The sequence below is a fragment of the uncultured Pontibacter sp. genome (genome assembly GCF_947499215.1).
GTDB lineage: Bacteria > Bacteroidota > Bacteroidia > Cytophagales > Hymenobacteraceae > Pontibacter.
The window spans coordinates 822,723-848,447 of the sequence record NZ_CANMNI010000001.1; the positions used below are offsets into that span (position 1 = coordinate 822,723).

At 42.9% G+C, this 25,725-nt stretch carries 14 protein-coding genes; 8 read left to right on the forward strand and 6 right to left on the reverse strand.

The features are described 5' to 3' along the window. Nucleotides 1-35: 35 nt before the first annotated feature. A complete protein-coding gene (locus Q1A04_RS03600; protein WP_299701308.1) occupies nt 36-1,073 on the forward strand; it encodes a DUF354 domain-containing protein in 1,038 nt (345 codons plus the stop codon). Nucleotides 1,074-1,246: 173 nt separating this feature from the next. Here Q1A04_RS03600 and Q1A04_RS03605 read toward each other — a convergent pair whose 3' ends face one another. Then, entirely contained in the window at nt 1,247-2,623 is a 1,377-nt protein-coding gene (locus Q1A04_RS03605; protein ID WP_299701311.1) for an undecaprenyl-phosphate glucose phosphotransferase, read from the reverse strand. A 1,509-nt stretch (nt 2,624-4,132) separates the two neighbouring features. Here Q1A04_RS03605 and Q1A04_RS03610 point away from each other — a divergent pair. Further along, entirely contained in the window at nt 4,133-5,773 is a 1,641-nt protein-coding gene (locus Q1A04_RS03610; RefSeq protein WP_299701314.1) for a GNAT family N-acetyltransferase, read from the forward strand. 524 nt (nt 5,774-6,297) lie between these two features. Here Q1A04_RS03610 and Q1A04_RS03615 read toward each other — a convergent pair. The 3 genes from Q1A04_RS03615 to Q1A04_RS03625 form a co-directional block, all read right to left on the reverse strand. Next, nucleotides 6,298-7,902, reverse strand: a complete 1,605-nt coding sequence (locus Q1A04_RS03615) for a GNAT family N-acetyltransferase (RefSeq protein ID WP_299701317.1) — start codon at nt 7,900-7,902, stop codon at nt 6,298-6,300. Between the two features lie 137 nt (nt 7,903-8,039). Then, nucleotides 8,040-9,194: a DegT/DnrJ/EryC1/StrS family aminotransferase gene (locus Q1A04_RS03620; RefSeq protein ID WP_299701320.1), complete on the reverse strand. Its 1,155-nt coding sequence runs from the start codon at nt 9,192-9,194 to the stop codon at nt 8,040-8,042. 34 nt (nt 9,195-9,228) lie between these two features. After that, a complete protein-coding gene (locus tag Q1A04_RS03625) occupies nt 9,229-10,215 on the reverse strand; it encodes a polysaccharide deacetylase family protein (RefSeq protein ID WP_299701322.1) in 987 nt (328 codons plus the stop codon). 1,165 nt (nt 10,216-11,380) lie between these two features. Here Q1A04_RS03625 and asnB point away from each other — a divergent pair. Next, complete coding sequence (gene asnB / locus Q1A04_RS03630; RefSeq protein ID WP_299701325.1) at nt 11,381-13,213, forward strand: asparagine synthase (glutamine-hydrolyzing); 1,833 nt, start codon at nt 11,381-11,383, stop codon at nt 13,211-13,213. A 182-nt stretch (nt 13,214-13,395) separates the two neighbouring features. Continuing rightward, nucleotides 13,396-14,355: a glycosyltransferase gene (locus tag Q1A04_RS03635; protein WP_299701328.1), complete on the forward strand. Its 960-nt coding sequence runs from the start codon at nt 13,396-13,398 to the stop codon at nt 14,353-14,355. A 125-nt stretch (nt 14,356-14,480) separates the two neighbouring features. On the opposite strand, the gene Q1A04_RS03640 is transcribed toward Q1A04_RS03635, so the two are convergent. Continuing rightward, nucleotides 14,481-15,332: a polysaccharide lyase gene (locus Q1A04_RS03640; RefSeq protein WP_299701331.1), complete on the reverse strand. Its 852-nt coding sequence runs from the start codon at nt 15,330-15,332 to the stop codon at nt 14,481-14,483. A 379-nt stretch (nt 15,333-15,711) separates the two neighbouring features. Then, on the reverse strand, nt 15,712-17,373 hold the full coding sequence (locus Q1A04_RS03645; RefSeq protein WP_299701334.1) for a polysaccharide lyase: 1,662 nt from the start codon (nt 17,371-17,373) through the stop codon (nt 15,712-15,714). Nucleotides 17,374-19,108: 1,735 nt separating this feature from the next. Here Q1A04_RS03645 and Q1A04_RS03650 point away from each other — a divergent pair. The 4 genes from Q1A04_RS03650 (at nt 19,109) to Q1A04_RS03665 (ending at nt 25,712) form a co-directional block, all read left to right on the forward strand. Further along, the gene (locus Q1A04_RS03650; RefSeq protein ID WP_299701337.1) at nt 19,109-21,238 is read left to right on the forward strand and encodes a T9SS type A sorting domain-containing protein; all 2,130 of its coding nucleotides are present in this window, start codon (nt 19,109-19,111) and stop codon (nt 21,236-21,238) included. A gap of 149 nt (nt 21,239-21,387) precedes the next feature. After that, complete coding sequence (locus Q1A04_RS03655) at nt 21,388-22,056, forward strand: hypothetical protein (protein ID WP_299701339.1); 669 nt, start codon at nt 21,388-21,390, stop codon at nt 22,054-22,056. Nucleotides 22,057-22,670: 614 nt separating this feature from the next. Beyond that, nucleotides 22,671-24,116 carry a T9SS type A sorting domain-containing protein gene (locus tag Q1A04_RS03660; protein ID WP_299701341.1) on the forward strand — a complete coding sequence of 482 codons (1,446 nt, stop codon included), beginning with the start codon at nt 22,671-22,673 and terminating at the stop codon, nt 24,114-24,116. A gap of 72 nt (nt 24,117-24,188) precedes the next feature. Continuing rightward, entirely contained in the window at nt 24,189-25,712 is a 1,524-nt protein-coding gene (locus Q1A04_RS03665) for a protein kinase (protein ID WP_299701343.1), read from the forward strand. Nucleotides 25,713-25,725 lie beyond the last annotated feature (13 nt).

The window sequence follows — 25,725 nt, forward strand, 5'->3', positions numbered from 1 at the left end:
TTCCTTATACTATAACATAAACTATTTATCTCATCATGAAAATCCTTGTCGATATTAACCATCCTGCTCATGTGCATTATTTTAGAAATTTTTCTAATATAATGCAGGACAAGGGTCATGAGGTGCTATTTGTAGCAAGAGATAAAGAAATTTCACACCGACTGCTTACATTATACAACATTTCATATATAAACAGAGGTAAGGGTAGAGAAGGAAAAATTGGCAAGTTTATATATTTAATATTTGCAGACTATAAACTTCTTAGGATTTCATTAAAGTATAAACCTGATGTATTCATAAACTTTTTGCACCCCTACCCTTCTCATGTAGCAAAATTTCTAGGTATCCCCTCTTTAGTTTTCAGTGATACTGAACATGCAAAGCTTCATCATCAGTTAACGGTACCTTTTGCAACCAAAATATTTACCCCATCATGTTTTCGAACAGATCTAGGTATTAAGCAGAAAAGATTTGACAGTTACATGGAGGTGTCATATTTACACCCCAACTATTATTCCCCTAATCCTGAAATATTAAAACTATTAGGAGTAATAGAAGGCGAAAAATATGTTATTATAAGATTTGTTTCATGGGCAGCAACTCATGATTTTGGACATACTGGTATGACTTTGCACAACAAGAGAAAAGCTGTACAGTCATTAATTAAATATGCTAAGGTTTTTATTACAGCCGAAGGTGAACTTCCTTCAGATTTGGAGAGCTACAGAATCAGTATACCAGTTGATAAAATGCATGATGCAATATACTACAGTAGCTTACTTTTTGGGGAAAGTGCTACGATGGCCTCCGAAGCTGCTGTATTAGGAACACCATCAATATTTATTGATAATGACGGTAGAGGATACACAACTGAGGAGGAGCAAAAATATGGAATAGTCTTTAATTTTAATGAAAGCGAAAGCGATCAGTTAAGAGCTATTGACAAGGCAGTCTCCATTATAGCAGATGATGGAAGTAGAGAAAAATTCAGGAAAACCCGCGAAGAAATTCTAAAAAACTGTGTAGATACTACTCAATTTATGGTTGATGAAGTCCTTAAATATAAACCTTAGAACTTCCTAAAAAAAGGAACTAGTAGGGTTGATATTCTTTACTTCTACTATTTCTGAGTACCGTCTCTTCCTGCCTACATCTTAAATATTAGCTCCTAATTCGCATAAAACTGAATATTAACGGAGCAGCTACATGCCGATAGAAATATATAATCTATTATAAGACAGGTATATCAGAAAGCTGCCTTGTGCACTTTTTTACTAAATATAGTCAGGAATATTATCTTCATATCTAACCCGAATGACCAGTTCTCAACATACCAAAGGTCATACTTTGTACGCATTGTTTTTTGCTCTTTAGTTTCTGTGGGCCCTCTCCAACCATTCACTTGTGCCCACCCGGTGATTCCAGGTTTAAAGTAATGCCTCATCATATACTTCTCTTCACTTTCTTGAAATTGTTGGTTAAGAACGCTCCTGTGTGGTCTTGGCCCGACTACGCTCATATCACCTAGAAGTACATTAACAAACTGGGGTAATTCATCTAAGCTATACTTTCTTAAAATTCTTCCAAGTTTGGTTATTCTCTGATCATTCTTAGCTGTAGACAGTGTGCCCCCTATTTGAGAATCATTCTCCCGCATGCTTCTGAATTTAAAAATCCTAATTGGACGCCCACTTTTGCCTATCCGCATTGGGCAATAAAATACAGGTCCCGGGGAATCTACTTTAATTAACAGGGCTATAAGTAGAAACAATGGCAACAACATTAGTAAAGCAATGAAAGAAAATAACTTATCGAAGCTATTCTTTACAAATGATGCAATGGCATTGTCCAGTGGCAACTGTCGTACATTTATTGCCTCTAAATGGCCATACCGTGTTGCTTTATACTTGTCACCAAATAATCCCTGATAATCCGGTATATACTTTACACGCACCCCATGATAGTCAGCTGCAGCCAGTATATTCTTTACCTTCTTGGATGGTTTAATAGGTATTGCTATTACAATCTCATCAACCAAATTATCTCTTAGGTAATCATGTATGTTAGATATATCTCCAACTACTTTCTCGTGCTCAACAATGCATTCTTCTTTCTTACACTTAACAAATCCTTTAATTTGATGACTTGAGCTATTTTTCCCATGCAAGCTCTTCTCAACATTAACCGCCATGTTTCCAATTCCAGCCACTAGCGTGTATTTTGCGGAAGACTTAGAATTGACAAGTAAGCTTATATTAGATACCATCAAATTAATCGGGATCCCGATTACTGGAAGAGAAACAACAAACGCAATAACTACGGTTTTACTAGTTTCAGGATAAGGATAGATTAAAAAGAACAGAACCACCAACCCTAATAGAATAAAGTATGCCTTGATGTAATAGAATACGCGTAAGTTAGCCTTACTAAGGCTAACGTCATATATATTCCGCCAGTAACCTAGCATAATCCACAGAAAGACGATTCCAACAAGAATTAGCCACTCAAGCTCTAGATACTTATTCTCACTAAAAAGAAATATCGACAAGAAAAATGAAAGTATAAGAGTTAGTACATCTGCTCCTAGATATATTGGAGGTAGTGGTTGTCTAGATTTAATCATAGCGTATTTGTTTAATTCATCAGCACATGGCGATAGTACACTAAATTTCACTTTCTAATTACTTCGGTAGGGATTGAAAGATACTTGCAGCTTCAGGTTGACAGTATTCTTATAAAAGATCCCTTAACATTAAATATTTACACCTTACTAATTCAAATAGAGTATATTATATTTAATTTAATCAATCCTGAGTTGACCTTTAGACACTTTATAAAGAAGTGAATTATTATGATGATTATACAATTTATAATTCTAGTATATTTTCTCCCATACCTATCATAAGTTACGTTGTAGTTAGTATTAACGATCTCTATATGTTAAAATAAAATATTTGCCATATTTGGTCTCTTCCAAAGATTTTTTTAAAAATTACCAATAATGATAAAATGTAACATATAATAAATATACTTAAATCAAGAATTAAAGATTTGAATATTTTATATTTTTTTTAAAGCAATTTTGAATTTATGGGGAAAGAGACTATTTGTCTAGGGAATGTTCGAAAATGCAAGGTAAATACAATTTTATGGCTGTGAACATATTCCTATTAAGGGTGAATAAGTATAGCTATAAAGGTATATTCATAGGTTTGATCAATCATTTAGAGAAATGTTTTGGACAGAATACTAAACTAGAATTCTCTTGATCTGCTCATATTTGATAGGTTATCCTATTGAGCGTATAGCAGTTATTTTTTCTCAAGCATAATTTTAAATTCGAGTGCTTCTACTGTGACCTTGTACAGTACATCTCATGTTATATAACATAGAACACTACTCTTAAATAACCCCGCTCTGCTGCAGTGGCCATCAAATGGGACACTTCAAGCATCTTATAACTGATCAAAAATAAGTTTTCCTTAATGGCTTTTTATGTTATCATTAAGAGATCCTATATAGTAATTACTTTCATGAATTGTCACATCCAAAGCGATTTGAAATGTTTATACAGTAAAGTCATAAAAGAATAGTCATGAAATTTCACATATGCTGTATATATTATAATGCATATCGGTAAAACATCATTAGCATAAATAGTTATTTTTTAAAATTATTCGTATAATTTTTAGGCGAAACCTAAGAATGGCGTTACAGGTGAACCTTATTTTTCCAATAGAATTTAATTAGATCCTTTGCTTTGAAATTAGAAAAGACTTGTTGAAAAGGTCCTTTAAAATAGTTAAGAAACTGACTGGCAATAGAGTTATGGCTCTTATTCCGGCTGTTGATTCCAAATTCGAGTGGGCCACTAAATACCAATCATGCCTTGGGTTAACTGCATTCCAGAGGATAAAATTTATATATAAATGGCAAAGGTTGTATCATCAAATGTGTTTGCAGATATTATTAATGCCTGAAAGTGGCAAACAATTCACAGGCCTTGCAATAACTGGCTTTCCGAAAGCAAAACATACATATAGATCTATAAGGCATTTACATGGGCACAAGCTACCGTAGCTCTCTAATCAATGCTCTTATATTAATTAAACAGGTATAGCTCTTCGATACTATGATTGACATTCAGCACAAGGTACTTAAAAAAGAGGTTGAGATTATAGAGTTACTAATAGGCGATGATGCCTTGAGACAAATCCAAGATAATGAGTTTATCTCTGACTGGGACAACATATATGATCTATGTCCTTGGGCTACTGTTTTTCAAAAAAGGGAATTTGTAACCTCATGGTATAGGATCTACCAAGACAAATATGTTCCTATTATTGTCAGTGCAAAAAATAATGGAAGACTCACCGGCCTTCTAACGTTAGCAAAAAGTAATGATAAACATATAATCGGCGCAGGAGGGAATCAAGCTGAATATCAGGTCTGGTTAGCTGAAGATTCTTCCAACTCGGAATTCATAATAAATGCGCTGAGTCTTCTTCAGAAGCAATTTCCTAAAGCTGCGATTCATTTAAAGTATATTCCCTACAATACTCCCATCGGTTGTATAAAGACCGATCCTTACTGGAAAAGCCGATGCATGGTCCAGTCATTTAAACAACCCCTACTAGTTGTAGATGAAGCTAGCCTTACCCGTGAATTGAAGAAGAAAAACAGAAGAGAGAAACTAAATCGTTTAAAAAGATTAGGTGAGTTAAAGTTTGAGCGCATTACAGGAACCGATGAGTTTGCCTCAACCATCGAAGAGCTTGCCGTTCAATTTGATTTCCGAAAAGGTGCGACAGTAAACATTAACCCATTCAAAGATGACCCATTCAAGCGAAAGTTCATGCTTGCTTTGTTTGAGCATAATTTAGTACATGCCACAATTCTGAAGCTAAATGATGAAATTATTGCCTCTAATATAGGTGCAATGGATAACAACTGGGTCCATTTGCAAGGTCTTAATACCCACTCTCCTTTCTATGCAAAGCATTCTCCCGGTATACTTCATTTCCTGATGCTTGGCAAGCTGATGGTCGAGGAGAATTTTAAAGTGTTTGACTTAACACCTGGAGGAGACTCCTATAAAGAGGATCTGGCAAACCATTATGAAAATGCATTCGAACTTACCATCAGCAACCCTAGTCATATTCTATCAAAAAATCTTCAGTATAAGCTGATTAAATATATAAAGCTGACTTTATTAAAAGCTGTAGCAAGAAAAACTTTTATTAAAGATTTTAAAAAAGCTACTTGGAATACATCTGAGAGAATTCGTAAAAGCCTAAGATCATCAGTTACTGACTATATTACTTTTATATATCCTGCAAAACAGGACAGAGTTTATTCTACTTACTGCCATTCTATCATTAAACTTCAGAATTCCACTATTCCCATCAATAAAATGAGCCTCGAAGACCTGCTGGACTACGACGGCCGTGAGGCGTGGCAGACGCGGTGGGAGTTTCTGGAGGAGGCAATGCGGCGCTTCGAGTCGGGTGAGCGCAGCTACACCTGGGCCGAGGGGGGGCGGCTGCTGGCCTGCGCCTGGCTGGGGAGGGCGCCTGTCGGCGGCCCGGCGCCGGAGGGGGCGCCCGTGCTGCGGGGCATCTACTGCCACCCGGCCGGCCGGGGGCGGCTGGCCGGCTTTCTGGCGGCCGCGGCGGGGGAGGCCTGCCAAGGCGGGGGAGAGCTGTACGCCACGGCCCGGGAGGCATACACCTCCCAAGCCCTTGAAGCGATTGGATTCACATTAGTCACTTAGATGTTGACAATTCAAACATCCATTAGCTTGTATTTATCTAGCCGTAACTTTACCCTAATATCTAATATATTGCAGATATGATTGAAGGTGACTTATCATCATAATCACAGTTTTGTTAATCTAAGAATCTACTTGCATATAAACACTCGTGATGTAGCTTGTGATAAGGAGAGCACAATGGGCTCTGTGCTAAACTCCCTTTTTAATATTGTAGTAGGCGTTGGATACTAAAGCCAAACAAATTCGATTACTAATTAGGATTATGAGATTGTAAATGCAAAAAAACGTCCTTATCTACTATGGCGATGCAACATATTTTAAAGATGGCTTACTATTCCAGCATGTCACGGAATAGTCACCCCACAAGATTGTTAAAGCAAATTAACACTTGAAAGGACATCTTGATCAACAATACCTCACATTAACCATTACACAAGTGGACGATAGGTTTGAAAATGATTAATATTTGTTTGGGGCAATGCAGATAAAATAATTAATAGCAAGTGTTCAATACATATTAGTTTTTAGTTCACTAATGTGAATCCAATCGCTTCAAGGGCTTGGGAGGTGTATGCCTCCCGGGCCGTGGCGTACAGCTCTCCCCCGTCCTGGCAGGCCACCGCGGCCGCCAGAAAGCCCGCCAGCCGCCCCCGGCCGGCTGGGTGGCAGTAGATGCCCCGCAGCACGGGCGCCCCCTCCGGCGCCGGGCCGCCGACAGGCGCCCTCCCCAGCCAAGCGCAGGCCAGCAGCCGCCCCCCCTCGGCCCAGGTGTAGCTCCGCTCACCCGACTCGAAGCGCCGCATCGACTCCCCCAGAAACTCCCACCGCGTCTGCCACACCCCACGGCCGTCGTAGTCCAACAGGTCGTTTAGGTTATTATACCTAACTTCAACAGAAGCACAAGATTCTGAGCGCTTTATGTCATCAGCTAGAATTCTGTAGTGTTTCTTTTCCCCTTCTCTTACTTTGAAAAGTAGTAAGCTTAACCCCGAATTGAGGAATGCTTTAGTCTTACCTTTAAAAAGATAAATATTTTTTCTGATAGCCAACTCAACTGACATCGGCCTTAAACCTGATTTAATCAGACGATCATGAAGACCCTTTTTTAACCGCTTTTTGAGTTGAAAGCTTAGTTTATTAGAAACTACAAGCTCATGTACATAATCATGATTTGTAGCCATACGCTCCTTATAAGAGTCTCCACCTGGAGTTAGATCAAATACAGCCACACCTTCTTCTGATAGGTGCTGTCCTAGCATAAGAAAATGCACGAACCCTGGTGAATAGTAATTAGCATACAAAGGTGTATGGATGTTGATACCCCCTAGATGCACCCAATCCTTGCTTATCACGGCAGCTATTGCTGCTATTACCTCTTCGTTCACTTTTAGTACTGTTGCATGGAGAAGCCCTAATTGGAAAAGCTCCTGCAGGAAAACGGCCTTGAGCGGATTCTCCCGAAAACGGTTCTTGTTGAACATGGCCCCCTGCCGGAAGTCATACTGTACGGCCAGTTCCTTGAGCATGGCTGAGAAGGCAGCGGCATCTGTCACCCGCTCCAGACGTACCTCGCCTATCCGGCGCAGTCGGTTCAGCTTATTCTTAAACTCAGTTTTTCTAAACATTTTAGGCAGATCGGGGGCAGCCATGTCCATCAGGGGACGGCGGGCGGGCTGTACCACGCATTGCGCCCGCCAGCGCGGGTCAGCCTCGGCCCAGCTCATGGGGGCACCCGGAGGCAGAAATCGCAGGTGCACGGCATGGCCCGGCAGTCGACGCTGCAGCTCTGTGAGGGCTGTCGTGATGAAGGACTCGCCCTCGGCCTCAGCCGAAAGCCAGCACTGGTACTCGGCCTCGAAGTGGCCGGCCCCCACCAGTTGCCCCCCACCTTGGGGAAGCGCCAAGGTCAGCAGGCCCGTTAGCTGCCCCTCCTGCACTGCACGCACCAGCACAGGCAGATAGGCCCCTTGGTAGGTGCGGTACCAGCACGCAACAAAGTTTCTGCTCTGGAACACGGTACCCCAAGGACAGGCCTCGTAGAGCCGGTCCCAGTCCTGCTGAAAATCCTCATCCGAGAGTAAAGTAAAAACCTCTTCCCCTATCAATACATCAAGTCCTTGTGTATTCACAGGCAAAGTAGATGTAGCATGATTAACTATGGTTTGCATAGGATATTATTTTAGAGTTTACAGGTATAACCCGTACCTTCATTAATACTATTCTTACACTTTGCAGAAGAACAAAGACAGTATGGCTCAATAACACATCAGCCTGCAGAAACGACTTGCACAGTTGAACTCGCACGAGCTTCTTTGACAGCATCAACAATTTGTAAAAGGTTCTCTAACGTTAGCTCTTGATGAACCGGCAAAGCTAATACCCCCTCCCGAAGAGACTTGCTTCTTGGGAAGTCGGCTACAGGAAGAGATGGATGTGGGTTTATCCAAAACAGAAGTCCATTTACTCCTCTTAGGCGCAGTCTGGCTAGGAATTCGCGTGGTTCAACCACCTCAAGAGGAAAAGCAAAAGGGCTTGCCCCTTCCGGAAGAAATGCAAACGGAGGTGGAACCATATCCCCCAGATGTCTGAGCAAGAACCTGTAATTTTCCCTTCTGCGGTGGGCTGTTTGCTCATCTAGAATTTTAGGAAGCAGATACCTAGTCATGCTGGAAGGAGGCGAAGAAGCATCACCGACTTCGAACTCAATGTGCGTGCGTTTGTTCAGCCTATTCCAAGACCTATTCAGCTTGGTCTGTATAGGTTTTAGCATTATATGGATGATTCCCAGTTCGCTTCTTCGGGAGGCAATCCAGTTAATGTGCCTTTTAAAAGCACGCCAAACTCCAGATTTGGGTTGCCCAGAGGGAGGCGCGAGAGGAACGTTCGCAATGACTGCTCCCCCGTCGGGTAGACCATAAGTTTTATACAGGCAAAATAGCCCCATATGTCCAAATGAGCCTACCGGCTTCCCGTTGTGCGTTGCAAGGAAGGCTTGTGCGGCATCCTCCACTAACATTATTTCCCTGTCATCGCACCACTGCCGCCAATATGCTGCATCTTGAGGAAAGCCCAAGTAGTGTATAATGTAAAGAGCCCGAACACCAGAACTCATCAAAGACTGTAGTTCCTCCGGATCAGGCTCGAGGTTTTCCTTAACCTCATAATAACGAATCTGAAGCCCCGCCTCTATCAAAGCTTCTACTTCAGAACCATGGTGATATGCAGGGACAAGGATAATATCGCCACTCTTTAGCCCCAAAGCATGACATGAATTACAGATTGCGTGTCTTGCTAGAGAGTATAATCTGCAATTGTCCTGATCGAGCGGAAACGGCTTCCAGTCAGAATTACTTCTAAAATAAATGTCAATTGGCAAAGAGGGCCAAATGAGGAGACTGCGAGTAGGGTGTATCTTTCTCATTTTAAGCAATTCAGAGGTAATTAATTTAATGGTGTCAGTTAAATTGAGGCAAAGTCTTAGGCACTTTAATAGGTGGGGCACTAGACGGGGTAACTTTAATTTTTGTATCTAGCTTATAAGTTCCCTGCAATTTTTGGACAAGTGGTTGCCAAATGCCTACCATGCGACAAATGTTCTCAGCAAAAGATGCGCCCTCCAAATAACCAAATCTTGGTAACTCGAAATAATCTTTTAGGCTTTCTTTGGTGAGATACTGTGGCTTGCTAGAAAATGCTAACTTATACCCTAAGTTCCTCAACACCACCATCTCTCTTTGCCCATAGTCGCCATTGGGGTAAGCAAAAAAATCCACTTCTTTATGCATCCAAGTCTCTAACTTTCGCTTTGAAATTTTCAGTTCTTCCACCACATCTTCATCCTCACAATTGATAAGTATAGGATGTGAATGCGTATGCCCGCCGATTGTTACATATGGGGAGCAAGCTGCTTGCTTTACCTGCTCGATAGTTAATGCCTCTCTCTCAATCGATCTGTACTTCTTTATGTCATTAATTATAGAGAGTCGGTCATTATTATGCATCCTCTTGAGAGTTGCTTTGGAGGGGACAACCAAGGGTGTTCCTTCGGCTACATTTAAATAGGACCACCAATAAGCGCCTTCTTCTACTGGTTCAGTTGAGACGAATATGGTTACCGGTACACAGTATTTATTTGCTATCTCAACAATGCTGGATTCATTACTCTGCCATCCATCGTCAACTGTAATTATAATTGCCCCCTTTGGCAACTCAAGGTTTTCTCGTATAATATCTAAAACATCCGCTGGACTAAGGAATGTAAAACCTTTGTGCTTTAGCCATCTCACACTCTTTTCAAATTCCTCCTTTGTGGGCTTGTGAAAGTAGAGTGACAATATATAGTCTCCTCTCATGGCTTTCATTCTTGCTCTACGAACAACCCCGAAGATAATTAGAAGTGAGGCAATCAACCACGAGCAAATATTTCTTACAGTGATTTTCATTGTCTAGAACGACTTTAACTGAGTAATAAATCTTATAAGTATGAGTTGAGGCAAAGCTATCTAAGAGCACATTCTTAAGAGTTTTGATTTAAGGGGGTCTTCAAACTACAACTGCAGTTTAAGTTCGTTTTCTATTTGCGATTCAACAGTTTTTATACTAAAAAATAGTATATTAGTTATATGATTTGCTCACTTATTTATGATCGTGCTTAAAAAGCATGTGAACAGCTCTATTGTTGAAGTTTAGAGTTTAGAGTGGCAAATAACTCTCAAAAGGCGCAACGTGACTATCTTATATTTACAAGGATTTTTCTTAAAGAAGAGAATTTTATAGCTATACCCATCTGTCCCGCCTACATAACCCTAAAGCTATATAACTCGCCCAGCTACGGACGCCACTAGCTCCGCATTTGAGTTTGTGACCTGCCCACTGGTCCAAGTGCTTGATCACAAAACTTGACTCATGCCCAGCACCTAGGCAATGCCCCATAGTTAGATAGGATGAGGCTCATCACAAGCTTTCCGGAGGGCCGATATCCCTTTATACTTATTTTATGAACTACTGATCAGTTTAATATAAATTAATCTTAAAATAAAAACAAGACCTTCTATTAAGCGTATAAAGATTTAATCAAAATATAGCACTTTATAAAAAATAAACTTAACTAATTAAAGTCAATTCCTTTAAGGAGCGCTTAAATCAATAAAGAGTATGTTGCTAAACTCATTATCGTTCCTACTATTCGTTACTAGAACATGTTTGCTTTATATCGCCCTGTTAACTAGGTATCGGTGGGATTTGATGCTCACAAATGGGTTATCATCTTACGACTTCAAAGCCGTAGTTTATTCTTTAGCTGTTGATCGCGGAAATTTGAAACTGCAAAAACAACTAGGAGGGTACAACCTTTATGTTTCCTATTTTCTACACTTAGTAGGCGGTCCAATTGAAAAAGCCAGCAATCTGCTTACGCATTTTCTTCAAAAGTTCAACCTTGAATACAATCGGATGGTGCAGTATCTGAAACTCCAGCTATGGGGTTTCATTATGAACTTAGTTGTAGCCGACAGATTGAGTATTAATTAGACGCTGTTTACAGAGACTCAAGCTTACAATAACAGGCGACCCATAATCAATATCTAACCCCTTATATCATTTAGCTCAATGTGTGGAATAGCAGGAATAATTCAATTTGAAGATAAAACACCTCAAGAAACGGGTTTACGAAACATGATGCAGAAAATGAAGCATCGTGGTCCAGATGATGATGGGGTATTTATAGAAGATAAGGTAGGTTTAGGTTTTGTAAGACTCAGTATTATAGATCTCACACCTGATGGGCACCAGCCTATGTTTTCGGCAGACGCTAGGTATGTACTTGTTTTTAACGGTGAGATCTTTAACTATGTGGAGCTGCGGGAAGAACTTTCCCAGAAAGGTGTTGTGTTCAAAACCAAAACTGACACCGAGGTTTTATTAAACTCCTATATTTATTGGGGTGAGGAGTGCATGCATCATTTTAATGGTATGTGGGCTTTTGCAATTTATGACAGGACCAATAAGTCTGTTTTTGCATCGAGAGACCGTTTTGGTATAAAGCCCTTTTATTACTTGCATACCGATACCTTCTTTGCGTTCTGCTCTGAAATTCCACCACTGCTTACACTCTTACAGGCCAAGCCAACTCCAAATTATCAAAGCATATTTGATTACCTAGCTTTCAGCAGAACAGATCAAAACGAGAACACTTTTTTCAGTGAAATAAAAAAACTACAGCATGGCTGTAAGCTCAGAGTAACTGATAACAGATTAAATATTGAGAAATGGTATAACCTTAAAGAGAGAGTAGCTAACACAGAGGTTTTTAATGACCCTGAGGAATACAGAGATTTACTCGCCTCTGCTATTAGACTTAGACTTAGGAGTGATGTGCCAGTGGGTGTATGCCTCAGCGGAGGATTGGACTCTTCTAGTATTGTATCTGTTTTACTTAAGGATTTTAACAAAACAGATTTGAACACTTTTTCGGCGGTATACGAGGACGGTCAGTTTGGGGACGAGAAACGATTTATTCATGAATACAAACCCGTTCTAAAGAACATGCACTATACCTCGCCCAGTGCCGTTACGTTGCAAAATGACCTGCACCACTTTGTGAAGGCACATGCCGAACCCCTCCCCTCCACATCTCCTTATGCGCAGTATAAGGTAATGGAACTGGCTAAGGGCAATGTGGTGGTGACCCTAGATGGACAAGGTGCGGACGAAAAACTGGCAGGATACCACTACTTCTTTGGTTTCTATTTCAAGGATCTGCTCCGATCAGCTAGAATTGGCAGACTCAGCGGCGAAGTATACCACTACATGACCAAGCATCGCAGTCTTTATGGCTTAAAAGCATTCATTTACTTTCTGCTTCCCGAAAACTCCAGAACTTCACTGCGGGTGGACGAAAAAGGCTACATGGATTCCGCATTTGTGGACAGGTATAGTAAGTCAAATGGTATAGCCGGTCAGCTATACGGCTCAAAAACCTTAAAAGACTCCTTGCTTGATCACTTCGAGAACAAATTGGAGCATCTTCTTAAGTGGGAAGATATTAATTCCATGCACTTTTCACTAGAAGCACGAGTCCCCTTCTTAGATTATCGGTTGGTAGAAAAGACGCTGGCGAGTTCTGATAATTGGTCAATCCGAAATGGCATCACCAAGTATATTCTGAGAGAAGCCATGAAAGGCACTCTACCAGAAAAAATACGCATGCGCCAAGACAAAATGGGTTTTGGCACACCGCAGGATGAGTGGTTTCGAGAACCTGCTTGGCAAAAGATTATTACAGATCTACTAATGAGCGATTCTTTTAGGGAACGGGGGATTATAAACTCTAACACTGCACTCAGCAAGTATAAAGACCATTTAGACGGCAAAGCCAACATTGCAAAAGAGATCTGGAAATGGATACACCTTGAGCTATGGTTCCGCGAATTTATCGATTAGGTAAAGTGTACTTAAATCAGTGGAAAATAACCAAGGGGGGCAACCTAGTAACAAGTATATTCTCAATATATCAATTGAATTGACGCACTTAAAACTCCAGCATTATACCAATGCGCTATAATTAATATGATCAATTAGTTAAAACCCTTAATCTAATAGGAGAACTCACATTGGAAAAGAAGATGAAAGTATTGTTTGTATCATCAGGCAACTCTAAAGCCTTTGATATTGCTCCCTTTATTAAAGTCCAAGGAGAATCTTTAAGGGAAAAGCAAATTGATTTAGAGTACTTTAAAATTACAGGAAAGGGTTTTTCTGGTTACCTCTCAAATGTCAAAATATTGAAGAGACTATTGAAATCAAATGATTTTGACATTATACATGCCCATTTCACACTTTCTGCATGGGTAGTGGTTTTAGCAATGCCTAAAGTGCCAATTGTGCTATCCCTGATGGGTGATGACGCCCGCGGGAGAGTAAGAAAATTAGTCAAGAACAAGGTTTATATTAATTTTTTTACTTTTTCCACAATACTAATTCAACCCTTCATGAAAAAAATCATTTCCAAATCTCCAAATCTCGAAAAGTTTGTTTGGCAGAAAGGGAAATCATACTTATTGCCTAATGGGGTTGATGTCCAAAAGTTTTACCCTACAGAGCAGGACTTCCGGGAAGAATTAGGTCTTGTGACAAATAAAAAGTACGTTCTTTTTTTAGGAAATACCCAAGACCCAACAAAAAACTTTCAGTTGCTAAATGCAACCAGAGAAGAGCTTTCTTCTCATGGTATTGAAATAGTTGCGCCATATCCCATCCCCCATCAACAGGTTTTTAAGTATTTGAATTCGGTTGACCTACTTGTGATGTGCTCATATGATGAAGGATCCCCTAATGTTGTCAAAGAGGGGATGGCTTGCAATTGCAAAGGTGTATTTACTGATGTGGGTGACGTGCGGTATTTAGTGGACAATACACAAGGTTATGCAATAACTGATTTCGATGCTAAAGACCTCACAAAAAAAATTCTAGAGGTTATAGCCATGAACCACTGTGAGGGCAGGCAAAAGTTATTGAATCTTAAGTTGGACCTTCCTACAGTGGCTGATAAACTAAAAAGAATATATCAGGAAGCTAAAATTTGATAATCTAAACCCAAATTATTTACTCCTCTTTAATTATTGAAAGAGTTATCCGGGTTCACCTCAAGGTTTAAGGCTTTTTATACCTATCGATTAAAAGCAACCCCCTTAACCACCTTTAAATTAAACTACTGGTGCACACTTTCTTCTACTAGTTTAGTTCTTACTGGATTTGATCTAACAGTTTCAGAAGTCATATCAGCCAGCGTTGTGCCGGCTGTTCCCACCCTTACGTTGTCGAAGTAGAGCACGCGCTTATCCACGGTGGTCGCTTCGCTGGCCCAGCGCGACTTGTAGATGCCTATCTTCCACTTCGGCAGTGCCCCGTCGAAGAGGTTGCCACCCTTGCGTGAGAGCACCTGCTTGCCGTCCACCCAGATCTCGGTCAGGCCGTCAGAGCCGTAGGAGTGCACCATGTGCATAACGATATTGAGCCACTTGTTCTTGGTCACCGGACCCAGGTCGATCTTCTCCTTCTCATCCTGCTCGTCGCGCACCGTCATCGTGATGCGGCCTCTTCTAGTGCGGAGGGAGGCTGATGGGCTGCCCATGTCGCTCTGGTGCCACTGGGTGATCACCTCGTCGTTCTCCTCGTCCACGTAGCCGTCGGCCGGGAAATAGATGTCGAAGGCGTACCACATTTCCTTTTCCACCTTGCGCTTTACTACCGTCGTCTCCACACGGCGGCTGCCCTTCACGTCCGGGTCATTCGGGCGCAGCTCGTAGCGGGCCGCCTTGCCCCCTCCGCCCGGTCGCTCCACCACATTCAGCGAATGGCGCGCCCCCAGCTCCAGTCTGTGGAAGGAGGCAAGTGGGTCGCTGCCCTCGAAGTTTTGGCTGAAGAGCAGGCTGGCCGTGGCGTTTCCCACGGATTCAACGCCCATTGATGGGTTAATCTCTTCTAATTCTTTTTGCATATATACCAGCAACAAGGCGCTCAGGAAGATGGATAGCACTATTTTGCTAGTACTTGGCTTCATATTCATCCGAATTAAAGAGTTTCAGAATAACTCAAGACTCTAGTGTTATAGCCTTTATACTACAGCTATAAAAAAAGAAAATTAGCAATGGAATACATTTTAACTTTTACTATTTAAAATAAACATTGTTCAAAATACAAACTAAATAATTTAATTTTATAACAATTAGCTTTTGACATTGAGCCCGCATTGACTTTAGTTAATGGTTGTAATTTGTCTTATCATCTAGATTTTTAGAACAGCCCACTGATACCTTTTATTGAAAGAAGTGAAGTAGCTTGTTAAGTTGATTCAGTGTATAAAAAAAGCGGTGCAGGAATATTCCTGCACCGCTTTTTATTTTCAACTAGCCTTAATCAGGCCAGTTACTCATACACCATTAGCTTTTGATAGTGAAGCTAACCTGCATAGGGGTTCCTGCTGCGCCTGAGGCGGAGTAAGGAGTGGCCTTAAGGGTGTAGCTGCCCGCTGGCAGGATTTGGTTGTAGTAGTAGTTGCCGCTGCCGTTGTCACCGAAGAGGGCGAATGGCGCCGCACCGTCAGTGTAGCTGTGGCCCTTCGCACCTGTCAACTCAAACTTCACGTTTGCAGTGGTAGCAGGGTCAAAGTTGGCACGGAAGTTCAGCTTCTTGGTACCCATAGCGCTGAAGCTAACAGTAGAGCCGTCAGTCAGCTGGAACAGGTCCTTGTCTGCGTTCGCGTCTATCAGCGTGATGTTACTAACGGTAGGGCTAGTTACTGGAGAAGTTGTTGCTTTCTCCTCGCTGCCAGTAGATGGAGCAATTGAGTTAGAACCTGACTCTACTATAGTGAATCTAACCTGCACAGGGGTTCCTGCTGCGCCTGAGGCGGAGTAAGGAGTGGCCTTGAGGGTGTAGCTGCCCGCTGGCAGGATTTGGTTGTAATAGTAGTTGCCGTTGCCGTTGTCACCGAAGAGGGCGAATGGCGCCGCACCGTCAGTTGAGCTGTGGCCCTTCGCACCTGTCAACTCAAACTTCACGTTTGCAGTGGTAGCAGGGTCAAAGTTGGCACGGAAGTTCAGCTTCTTGGTACCCATAGCGCTGAAGCTAACAGTAGAGCCGTCAGTCAGCTGGAACAGGTCCTTGTCTGCGTTCGCATCTATCAAAGTAACAGATCCTGCACCCTCAGTAACAGATGTTCCTGGTTGTGGATCAGTGGTTGGAGCAGTTGGAGTTGGCTCAGGTGTCAACTCTGGTTCAGAAACTGTAGGTGCAGTAACAGTAGAGGATGTCATATCGGCTAGCGTTGTGCCGGCCGTTCCCACTCTCACGTTGTCGAAGTAAAGCACACGCTTGTCCACGGTGGTCGCTTCGCTGGCCCAGCGCGACTTGTAGATGCCTATCTTCCACTTCGGCAGCGCCCCGTCGAAGAGGTTGCCACCCTTGCGGGAGAGCACCTGCTTGCCATCAATCCAGATCTCGGTCAGGCCGTCAGAACCGTGGGAGTGCACCATGTGCACGACGATGTTGAGCCACTTGTTCTTGGTCACCGGGCCTAGGTCGATCTTCTCCTTCTGGTCCTGCTCATTGCGCACCGTCATCGTGATGCGGCCGTTCGTTGTGCGGAGGGAGGCCGAGGGGCTACCCATGTCGCTCTGGTGCCATTGGGTGATCACCTCGTCGTTCGCCTCGTCCACGTAACCGTCGGCAGGGAAGTAGGCGTCATAACCGTACCACGTCTCTTTCTCCACTTCGCTGGCCTCGACCACTGTTGTCTCGACACGGCGGCTGCCCTTCACATCTGGGTCGTTCGGGCGCAGCTCGAAGCGGGATGTCTTACCCCCGCCACCTGGCCGATCTACTACTGTCAGTGAGTGGGCAGCTCCTGTCTCCCGGCTGTGGAAAGAGGCAAGTGGGTCGCTGCCCTCGAAGTTCTGGCTGAAGAGCAGGCTGGCCGTGGCGTTGCCTACGGACTCAACTCCGAGCGATGGGTTTACTTCTTCTAAATCTTTTTTATCGCATGAAAATGTTATGGCGCCTACTAGCATAGGCGTTAGGATATAACGAAGTTTAAGGTTCATCTTGTTTTGGCTAAAGTTGATAATTGTTTATTTTTTTGATTGTACTAATACAGTAAAGATAATTTGATTTAAGTTTCTGATTCTTGCTATTAAATTTTCGCATTTACTCTTCAGAAATATAATTTTAATTAAAACAGTACGCCTAGAAGTCTATCCATATATGTGTCCTTTCTCCTTAAGGTTCAACACTTAATACTATTCAAAATCATAGGCGATCAGATTCAAAATTTTTGCATATTTCTATCCGAATGCCTTTTGCAAATGTAAGGGAGTTCAATTCAAAAATAAAAGCAGCAGCTACTAAAAACCCCCTATAAACATCATATTCCTTATTTATTATTGAATAAGTGCAATTAATACCGACATTTAACCGTAACCTAGTTAAACCTGCTGCCGTTACGACTGATTCTCCAGTTGAACATTTAGTTGGATTTATATGAAGCATATAGAATCTGACTATCGAAAAAAAATCATGGTTTTAAACAAATAAAAAGCCAACTGTAATACTACAAACTCAATTTGGACAGCCTCAACAAGCACTGTTATAGTCTGCACTTTCCATATGAATGACTACTCATCGTTCAATCTTGAATAAATTTGGGTTTACAACGTGCGCTTTGAAAAGGCAACCGAAATAGACTTTAGCAGCTTTCAGGCTATGTTATTTTCCTAGATATCCTTAAGGTGTGGCGCTAAGTATCCATTAGAGATTAGGAGGGCATCCGATTAGGAAATCCACATTCGCTTCTTAACATTATCTCGAATTATAGGCTAAGGTGTGATTCACCGTTACTTTAATCATCCTCGCCATACTTTTTCTCCCCTTAATAAAGCAGGTGGGTTCTCACTTTATACCTCTAATCAAGCAGTACTGAATTCAGGGAGCTAGTTTAAGAATAGGTGTTAAATAATCCTGTTAGCACAAGACTTAATCCATCCACAAAAAAAAACACACATTTCACCAAATAAAATAGTTTTCTCTAAACTTTTTCATAAAATAAGACTATAAAAAGACCTGAATTGTGCCCAAAATAATTTTAGACTCACATACAATCAATTTAATCAAACACTAAATCTTAAAATAAATGATACGCATGCGCTTTTAAGCGCTCTGCCCTTTAGAACCTTGACTATGTTATAAATTAAAATCCTCCTTATGAAAAAATTTACTTATCTCTTAGTACTCGCTTTTTTCTATTCTTTAGGATTATCAGCTCAATTTACCTCCGTAACAAACTTGAATAATCTTACTATAGAGGCAGGTGTAGGTACCCATCACAAAGCACAATCCAAAGTGTTTACCCATGATGGGAAGCATTGGGCTGCTCTGGCTAACTCAACAGGCACTCACCTTTGGCGCCTAGATGGAACATCTTGGACCCATGTGTTGATGCTTACCAGCAGGAAGGGCAGAGCCGATTGTAAAATAGTGGGCAATGTGGTACATGTCTTTGTTTACCAAAGTAACACTTCACAGTTAATATCTGCTGAATATGTTCCCTCTTCTCAAACCTTCAAAATTTGGCCATCAAGGTCATCAATCATAAATTTCTCTTTCAACAGTGAAGTCAGAACTGCTACGATAGATGTAGATGGCACAGGCAGAATGTGGCTGGCTTATGCTCGAAACACCGAAGTGCATGTACAGTGGAGCGATGCGCCCTATTCTAATTGGAGCGCACCTGTAACAATTGCAAGTGGCCTAAGAAGTGATGACGCAGCTGCTGTTATTGCCATGCCCGGGAAAATAGGTGTGCTGTGGTCTAATCAGAACACCGACAGGTGGGGTTTTAAGACCCATACTGATGGAGCATCTCCTTCAAGTTGGTCTGCTGATGAAGTACCGGCTTCACAGTCTGCATTAGACGTAGGTTATGGAATGGCCGATGACCATATGAACTTGAAAGTCGCCAGTGATGGTACCCTGTATTGTGCCATCAAGACGGGATACAATGATGAAGCATATCCTTTGATAGGATTGCTGGTACGTAGGCCAAATGGCGTATGGGATGATTTGTATGACGTCTCGCGCATAGGAACAACTCCAATTGTCGTTCTAAATGAAGAAGCTGGGAAATTACGGGTTGTTTACCCATCAAAGACCTACGGGGGCGACATTCTCTATAATGAATCCCCTCTTTCTAACATCTCCATTGGACCACAGATGACCTTAATGAGAGGTGCGCCATATCGTGACCCAACCAGCAGCAAACAAAACTTTAGTTCAAGCGGGGTGATACTCACAACAGACGAAGATGCAGGCGTGGCAGCCGGAGTGTTGGTAAATGATGACGGTTCATCACCACCTCCTCCTTCAGAGCAGTATACCCTCTCTGTGAGCACAGTGGGCAGCGGCTCGGTTAGTAAAAGTCCAACCCAAAATACCTATGCGGCAGGCAGCACCGTAAGCCTGACGGCCACACCGGCTGCCGGCTACCAGTTCGCCGGCTGGAGCGGAGATGTAACTGGCACTACTAATCCTCTTTCTGTGGTCATGAATAACAACATAACCCTTACGGCTACCTTCACCGAAACTCCTAGTGCTCCGGAGGTGGTAAGCTTTGTACTGGTTGATGCGGTAACAGAACAGGACGTGCAAACCCTAGCGGACGGGGCCACCGTCAGCCTCTCCTCGCTGGCGAACACCAAGCTCAACATCCGGGCCAACACCTCGCCGGCCTCGGTGGGCAGCGTCCGCTTCGAGCTGAGCGGGGCCCAGAGCAAGACCTACACCGACAACGGCGCCCCCTACGCCCTGCACGGCGACAACGGCAACGGCAACTACTACTACGGCAACTGGAACCCGCCAGCAACGGGCACCTACACCCTGAGGGCCACCCCCTACGCAGGCAGCAAGGCCACCGGCACGGCCGGCACCCCGCTCTCCATCTCCTTCACCATAGTGGATAGCGATGACTCACCATCGGATCAGTATAGCTTAACCACAAATACCACAGGCAGCGGAACGGTAGCCAAAAGTCCTAATCAAGAAACCTATGCGGCAGGCAGCACCGTGAGCCTGACGGCCACACCGGCTGCCGGTTACCAGTTCGCCGGCTGGAGTGGAGACGCCTCGAGCACCGCCAATCCATTAAATCTTCTTATGGATGGGAACAAGAACATCACAGCTACCTTTACTGCCGTCAGCAGTGGTTCACTAGAGGTGACAAGTTTTGTCTTAGTAGATTCACACACAGAGCAGGATGTGCAAACCCTAGCGGACGGGGCCACCATCAGCCTCTCCTCGCTGGCGAACACCAAGCTCAACATCCGGGCCAACACCTCGCCGGCCTCGGTGGGCAGCGTCCGCTTCGAGCTGAGCGGGGCCCAGAGCAAGACCTACACCGACAACGGCGCCCCCTACGCCCTGCACGGCGACAACGGCAACGGCAACTACTACTACGGCAACTGGAACCCGCCAGCAACGGGCACCTACACCCTGAGGGCCACCCCCTACGAAGGCAGCAAGGCCACGGGCACGGTTGGCACTCCGCTCTCCATCTCCTTCACCATAGTGGATAGCGATGGGGCAATGCCTTCTGAGAAGAACTCCAAAGCAAGTCCACCAGGCCATGTGAACCATCCAAAAGGGATTCCGCCTGGCCTTGAAAGACTCAGTGCTCATCCAAATCCATTCTCTAGCAAGGCCAGAGTGAGGTTTACTGCATTAGAAGATGGAGATTATACTATCTCACTTTATGATAGCAAAGGGGGGTTAATTAGAGTTGTGCAGCAGGGCAATGCTATATCAGGAGATTTGCATGAACTTGACTTTGATGGTTCTGATTTAGGAAAAGGGCTTTATATAATCAGGCTTCAGACAAGAAATAAAAATGAGACATTTAGGCTGATGCTTGAAAGATAACATCAAATCCCAAATATAATTGGTGCCTTAACCCAATATTAAACCCGTCCTCGTCTCTTTATTTGATTTATATGAAAGGACGAGGACGGTTTTTTTTTCATCTTATGAATTATTTATGATTCTTATAATTTATAATTTATTTAAAAGGTATGCTAAAATTTTTCGCTAATAAGGCCAGAATGAAAGTGGGATTACCACAGCAGTTAGATATGAAATTAGTTAACTCCTTTCCCACTATCTTTTTTCTCCCATGTATGACTTACAAGGAGATGAAGCTCTTAGAAAGGAGTTCAAAGCCGAGTAAATCGGTAGTAGAATTTGGCGCGGGGGGCAGCACCATACATTTCCTAAAAGAGAATAAAAAGGTAGTAAGTGTAGAAAACAACAAACCCTATATAGATTACCTTATCACTATTGATTTAATCAGAAAAAAAATAGACGAGAAGCAACTCAGTCTGAATTATGTAAATACAGGTGAAGTCAGAAAATGGGGCAAACCTATAGATGAACTTAATAAAAATGAGTGGCCTCAATACTACACTCAGGTTTGGGAAAAGCTTAAAATAGAGGCGCCTGATTTGTTATTGATAGACGGTAGGTTTAGAGTAATGTGTGCATTATGCGCTATACCCTACATTAAAGAGGACACTTGCGTTTTATTTCACGATTTTACAAAACCAAAGAAATACAACAGCATTCTTGAGTTCTTCGATATTATTGATTGTGCTGACTCGCTTTATGTACTCAAGATAAAAGATACTATTGACAAAGAGTGTTTAGAATCAATGAAAAAAGAATTTCAGTTCGACTACCGGTAGACATCCCACTAGTATACCAACCTTTAAATACAGATCTGCACAAGTAAGATCCTCACTCACTCCTCATAAATATATCTGAGGTTCAAAGGGTGGGTAAACTCAACTATATCTAGTAGCCTAGCTTGTTCTTACAGACTGTGCTCCTGAAACACAAGTAAGTGCATGAACTACACCTAACCCTGTTACATCGCTAGATATTCATCACGCTAGCATAAGCCTATCTTAAGTTTATACTGCTCCAACAATACCTCTCGTCTTTTGAGCAGAATTTCCACAACAATCCATTTCCCAGCTTATGCAAGTTAAGAGTTGTTTTTTCGGGAGCCATTCATTTGCCTCTGTCATTTATAACAAGGTATTACACATTTACTATCTAGCTATAATAAAAAAAAATGACTTATACTATAATTATTTAAATATTTTTAGCGAATCAACATTTATATTATGTAAACGAATCTCTTTATTATTATATGCGTAATAGCTAATAGATTCGTCCTTTGAGAAGTTTGCATAAATTCCATTATAAATAGGGAGCACATGCCCTTATTAATGTTAGTTATGCTGCGTGCTTGCCTTGTAAAATTGTTTATCCCCTTGTGTTTAAGGCCATTTGTATGAAAAAAACAGCTACGCTTTTCCTAATTTACACCCTTGCTTTTTCATTTGAATTAGCGGCACAATTTACTACTGTAACCAATTTGGATCCCCTAGAGGCAAAGTCTTTTGCTACAAGAGAAAAACAACAGGCAAAGGTTTTCAACCACGCTGGTAAATACTGGTCTATATTGGCAAATTCTACTGGTACACATCTTTGGCAGTTAGATGGCACCACGTGGAAGCATGCTTTAAATTTGGTGACAAGGAACTCAAGGGCTGATTATGTTATAGATGGTGACATCGTGCATATTCTTTTGTTTTCAGGAGCTTCTTCTCAGTTCATATCAATTGAGTTCAATCATACTGCCGGGCACTTTACATATTGGCAAGGCAAAAAGACCGCCAGTGAAATTAACTTCGAAGATGGAGTAAAGATAGCCTCCATTGATCGAGATAAAACCGGACGATTATGGGTAGCCTCCAATGGGCTCAGTGGGCATGTGAAGGTAAGGTGGAGTGACGCACCCTATACAAACTGGAGTTCTCCTACAGGAATTTCCTCTGGATTAAGGGAAGATGATGTTGCCGCTGTAATCTCATTACCTCAGATAAATCGAATAGGAGTACTTTGGTCTAATCAGAAAACTAAAAGATGGGGTTTTAAAACACATAAGGACGGGGATGACCCTACCACTTGGTCAGAAGACGAAGTACCCGCATCCCAATCAGCTCTTAGTACTGGATCCGGTATGTCTGATGATCACATCAGCATGAAAGTGGCAAGCGACGGCACCTTGTTTTGCGCTGTCAAAACAGGTTATAATACAGTTGGCCTCCCACTCATCGCACTGCTTGTTAGACGCCCTTCAGGGGAGTGGGACAGCTTGTACGAAGTTTCGCAACGAGGAACCCTTCCAATCCTAATTCTAAATGAAGCCTTAGGTAAAATAAAAGTTATTTATACCTCAGACACTTATGGTGGAGACATACTTTACAAAGAATCTTCAATCTCCAATATTTCTTTTTGCAGTGAACACACCCTCATTAAAGGCAATTATAATTATGCATCCAGTACAAAGCACCATTATAGTAAAGATGTCATTGTACTAGCTTCAAATGAAACAAGTGTCGTTGGCGTACTTGCGACTGACGACCCAACCAATAATGAGCCTTTAGCATCAGATTGTGACATGGAGGATAATGGACGAGACTTTTTTGCTTATCCTAATCCATTTGCAACACACACTACCGTTAATTTCAGTTTTCCTGAAAATCAAGAGTATACCCTCACGCTTTATGATAGCAATGGCGCTAAAGTTTCACAGGTGTCAAATAATACAGCAGTAGGAGGCGAATTAAATCAATTAACAGTTGATGCCTCCACGTTAGCCAGAGGATTATATATTCTGAAACTAGAGACTAGCAACAAAGTAAGGGCTATTAAGCTGGTGCATGAGCGGTAAACACCGTAAAACGCCTAGTTTTATCCCTCAACTCCTTATTCCCGTATTACCCCTTGAGAATACAAGGGATTTATGAGTACACCGGAAACAAACGGCATTTTTGCAGAGCACTATCTTTTAAAGGAGCGACTTAGCTCGGGAAGGGTTGAGGAGGTATGGAAGGCAGAGGACTGGTCGGATGAAGGGGCGCCTGTTACGCTCAGACTGTATGCGCCGCAGATCCGCCTCGACCCGCATAGTCTTGACCTCTTGCGAAAAGAGCAGGAAGAACGCGCCGCATTGGAGCATCCTAACCTGTTGTCCCCATCCGGCTTTGGGGTGCATGCGGGCATCCCATATGAGGTGGTGCCGCTTCAACCACAGCAATCCCTCGCTCAAAAACTCCTGCTCGATGGCCCTTTACCCGAGCGTGAAATTGCTTTGCTCATCAGGCAGGTAGCGACGGCGCTTTATTTCCTTCATACCCGGCAACCTCTTATATTACACAGACAACTATCGCCTGACCATATCATGGTCAGCAATGATGGCGCTTATTTGCTATCAGCCCCCGCACTCAGCAGCCAGTTGCGAACCGTACTGCACAGGGCGACCGGCACACCCTTGGCTACGGGCACGGCCTATGCCGCTCCCGAGCTTTTCGGTTCACACCCCTTGCATAGCGAAGCCAGCGACATTTTTGGGCTTGGTGTCAGCTTATATGAGCTCTGTACCGGAGAGACCCCTTGGTTGGGTAATGGGGGACTAAGCTTAAGCCAAGGCGCCGAAATCCCGATTGTGCCTGCACCCTACTCCCGCTATCTCAGCAATCTGGTGAGGGCCTGTCTGCACCCTGACCCAAACAAGCGACCCTCGGCGCAGGTGCTGGCCGATGAGGCAGACTATTATCTAGAACACGGACAATGGAAACCTTACGGGGCCTTTGGTAATGTAACGGCCGAGTCAATCGTCTACAAAAAGGGGCCATCTATTGGCTTGATTCTTTTGGCTGTATTGCTAGTACTCGGAGCAGCCGCGGCTACCTATTACTTTTACCTAAGGGAGCCTGCCAAACCAAGCAAACCGGACACATACGCAAGTACTACCTCCTCCAGCGCTACTTCTTCCAACTCCGGTCAAATCCCACCCGACGACACAACCACGGCTATAGACCAGACTGCGCAAGCACCGGCGAAGGCGCAGAAGAAAGCCGTAGTTGCTCAACCTGAGCAAAAAGCCGTAACTACAGCTCAGCCTGAAAAGAAACCTCCAGTCCAAAAGCCAGTTACAAAGCCTGCGCAGCGAAAGCCCGCTCAACCTTTACAGCCGACTTACCCTAGGCCCACCAGTCTCGACGGGTACCTGAATGGCCTTCTAAATGAAGAGATACCGCTGGAAGTACGAGACCGATGGCGCCCAGCCATTCAGAAATATTTCTCGAACGACGCCATCATCTCGGCTAAAATGAACAATGCGCCGCTGGGCAGTTTTGGAGTCAACGAGTTCATCGATATCCTGCTGAGTTCCGAAAACGGCAACAGCATCATCTTAGAGGAAATTATTAGAGAAGAAGACGGCACCATTGATGAGGTTAGCGTTAGCATTATTACCGTCGAATAAGCTTAATTTAATT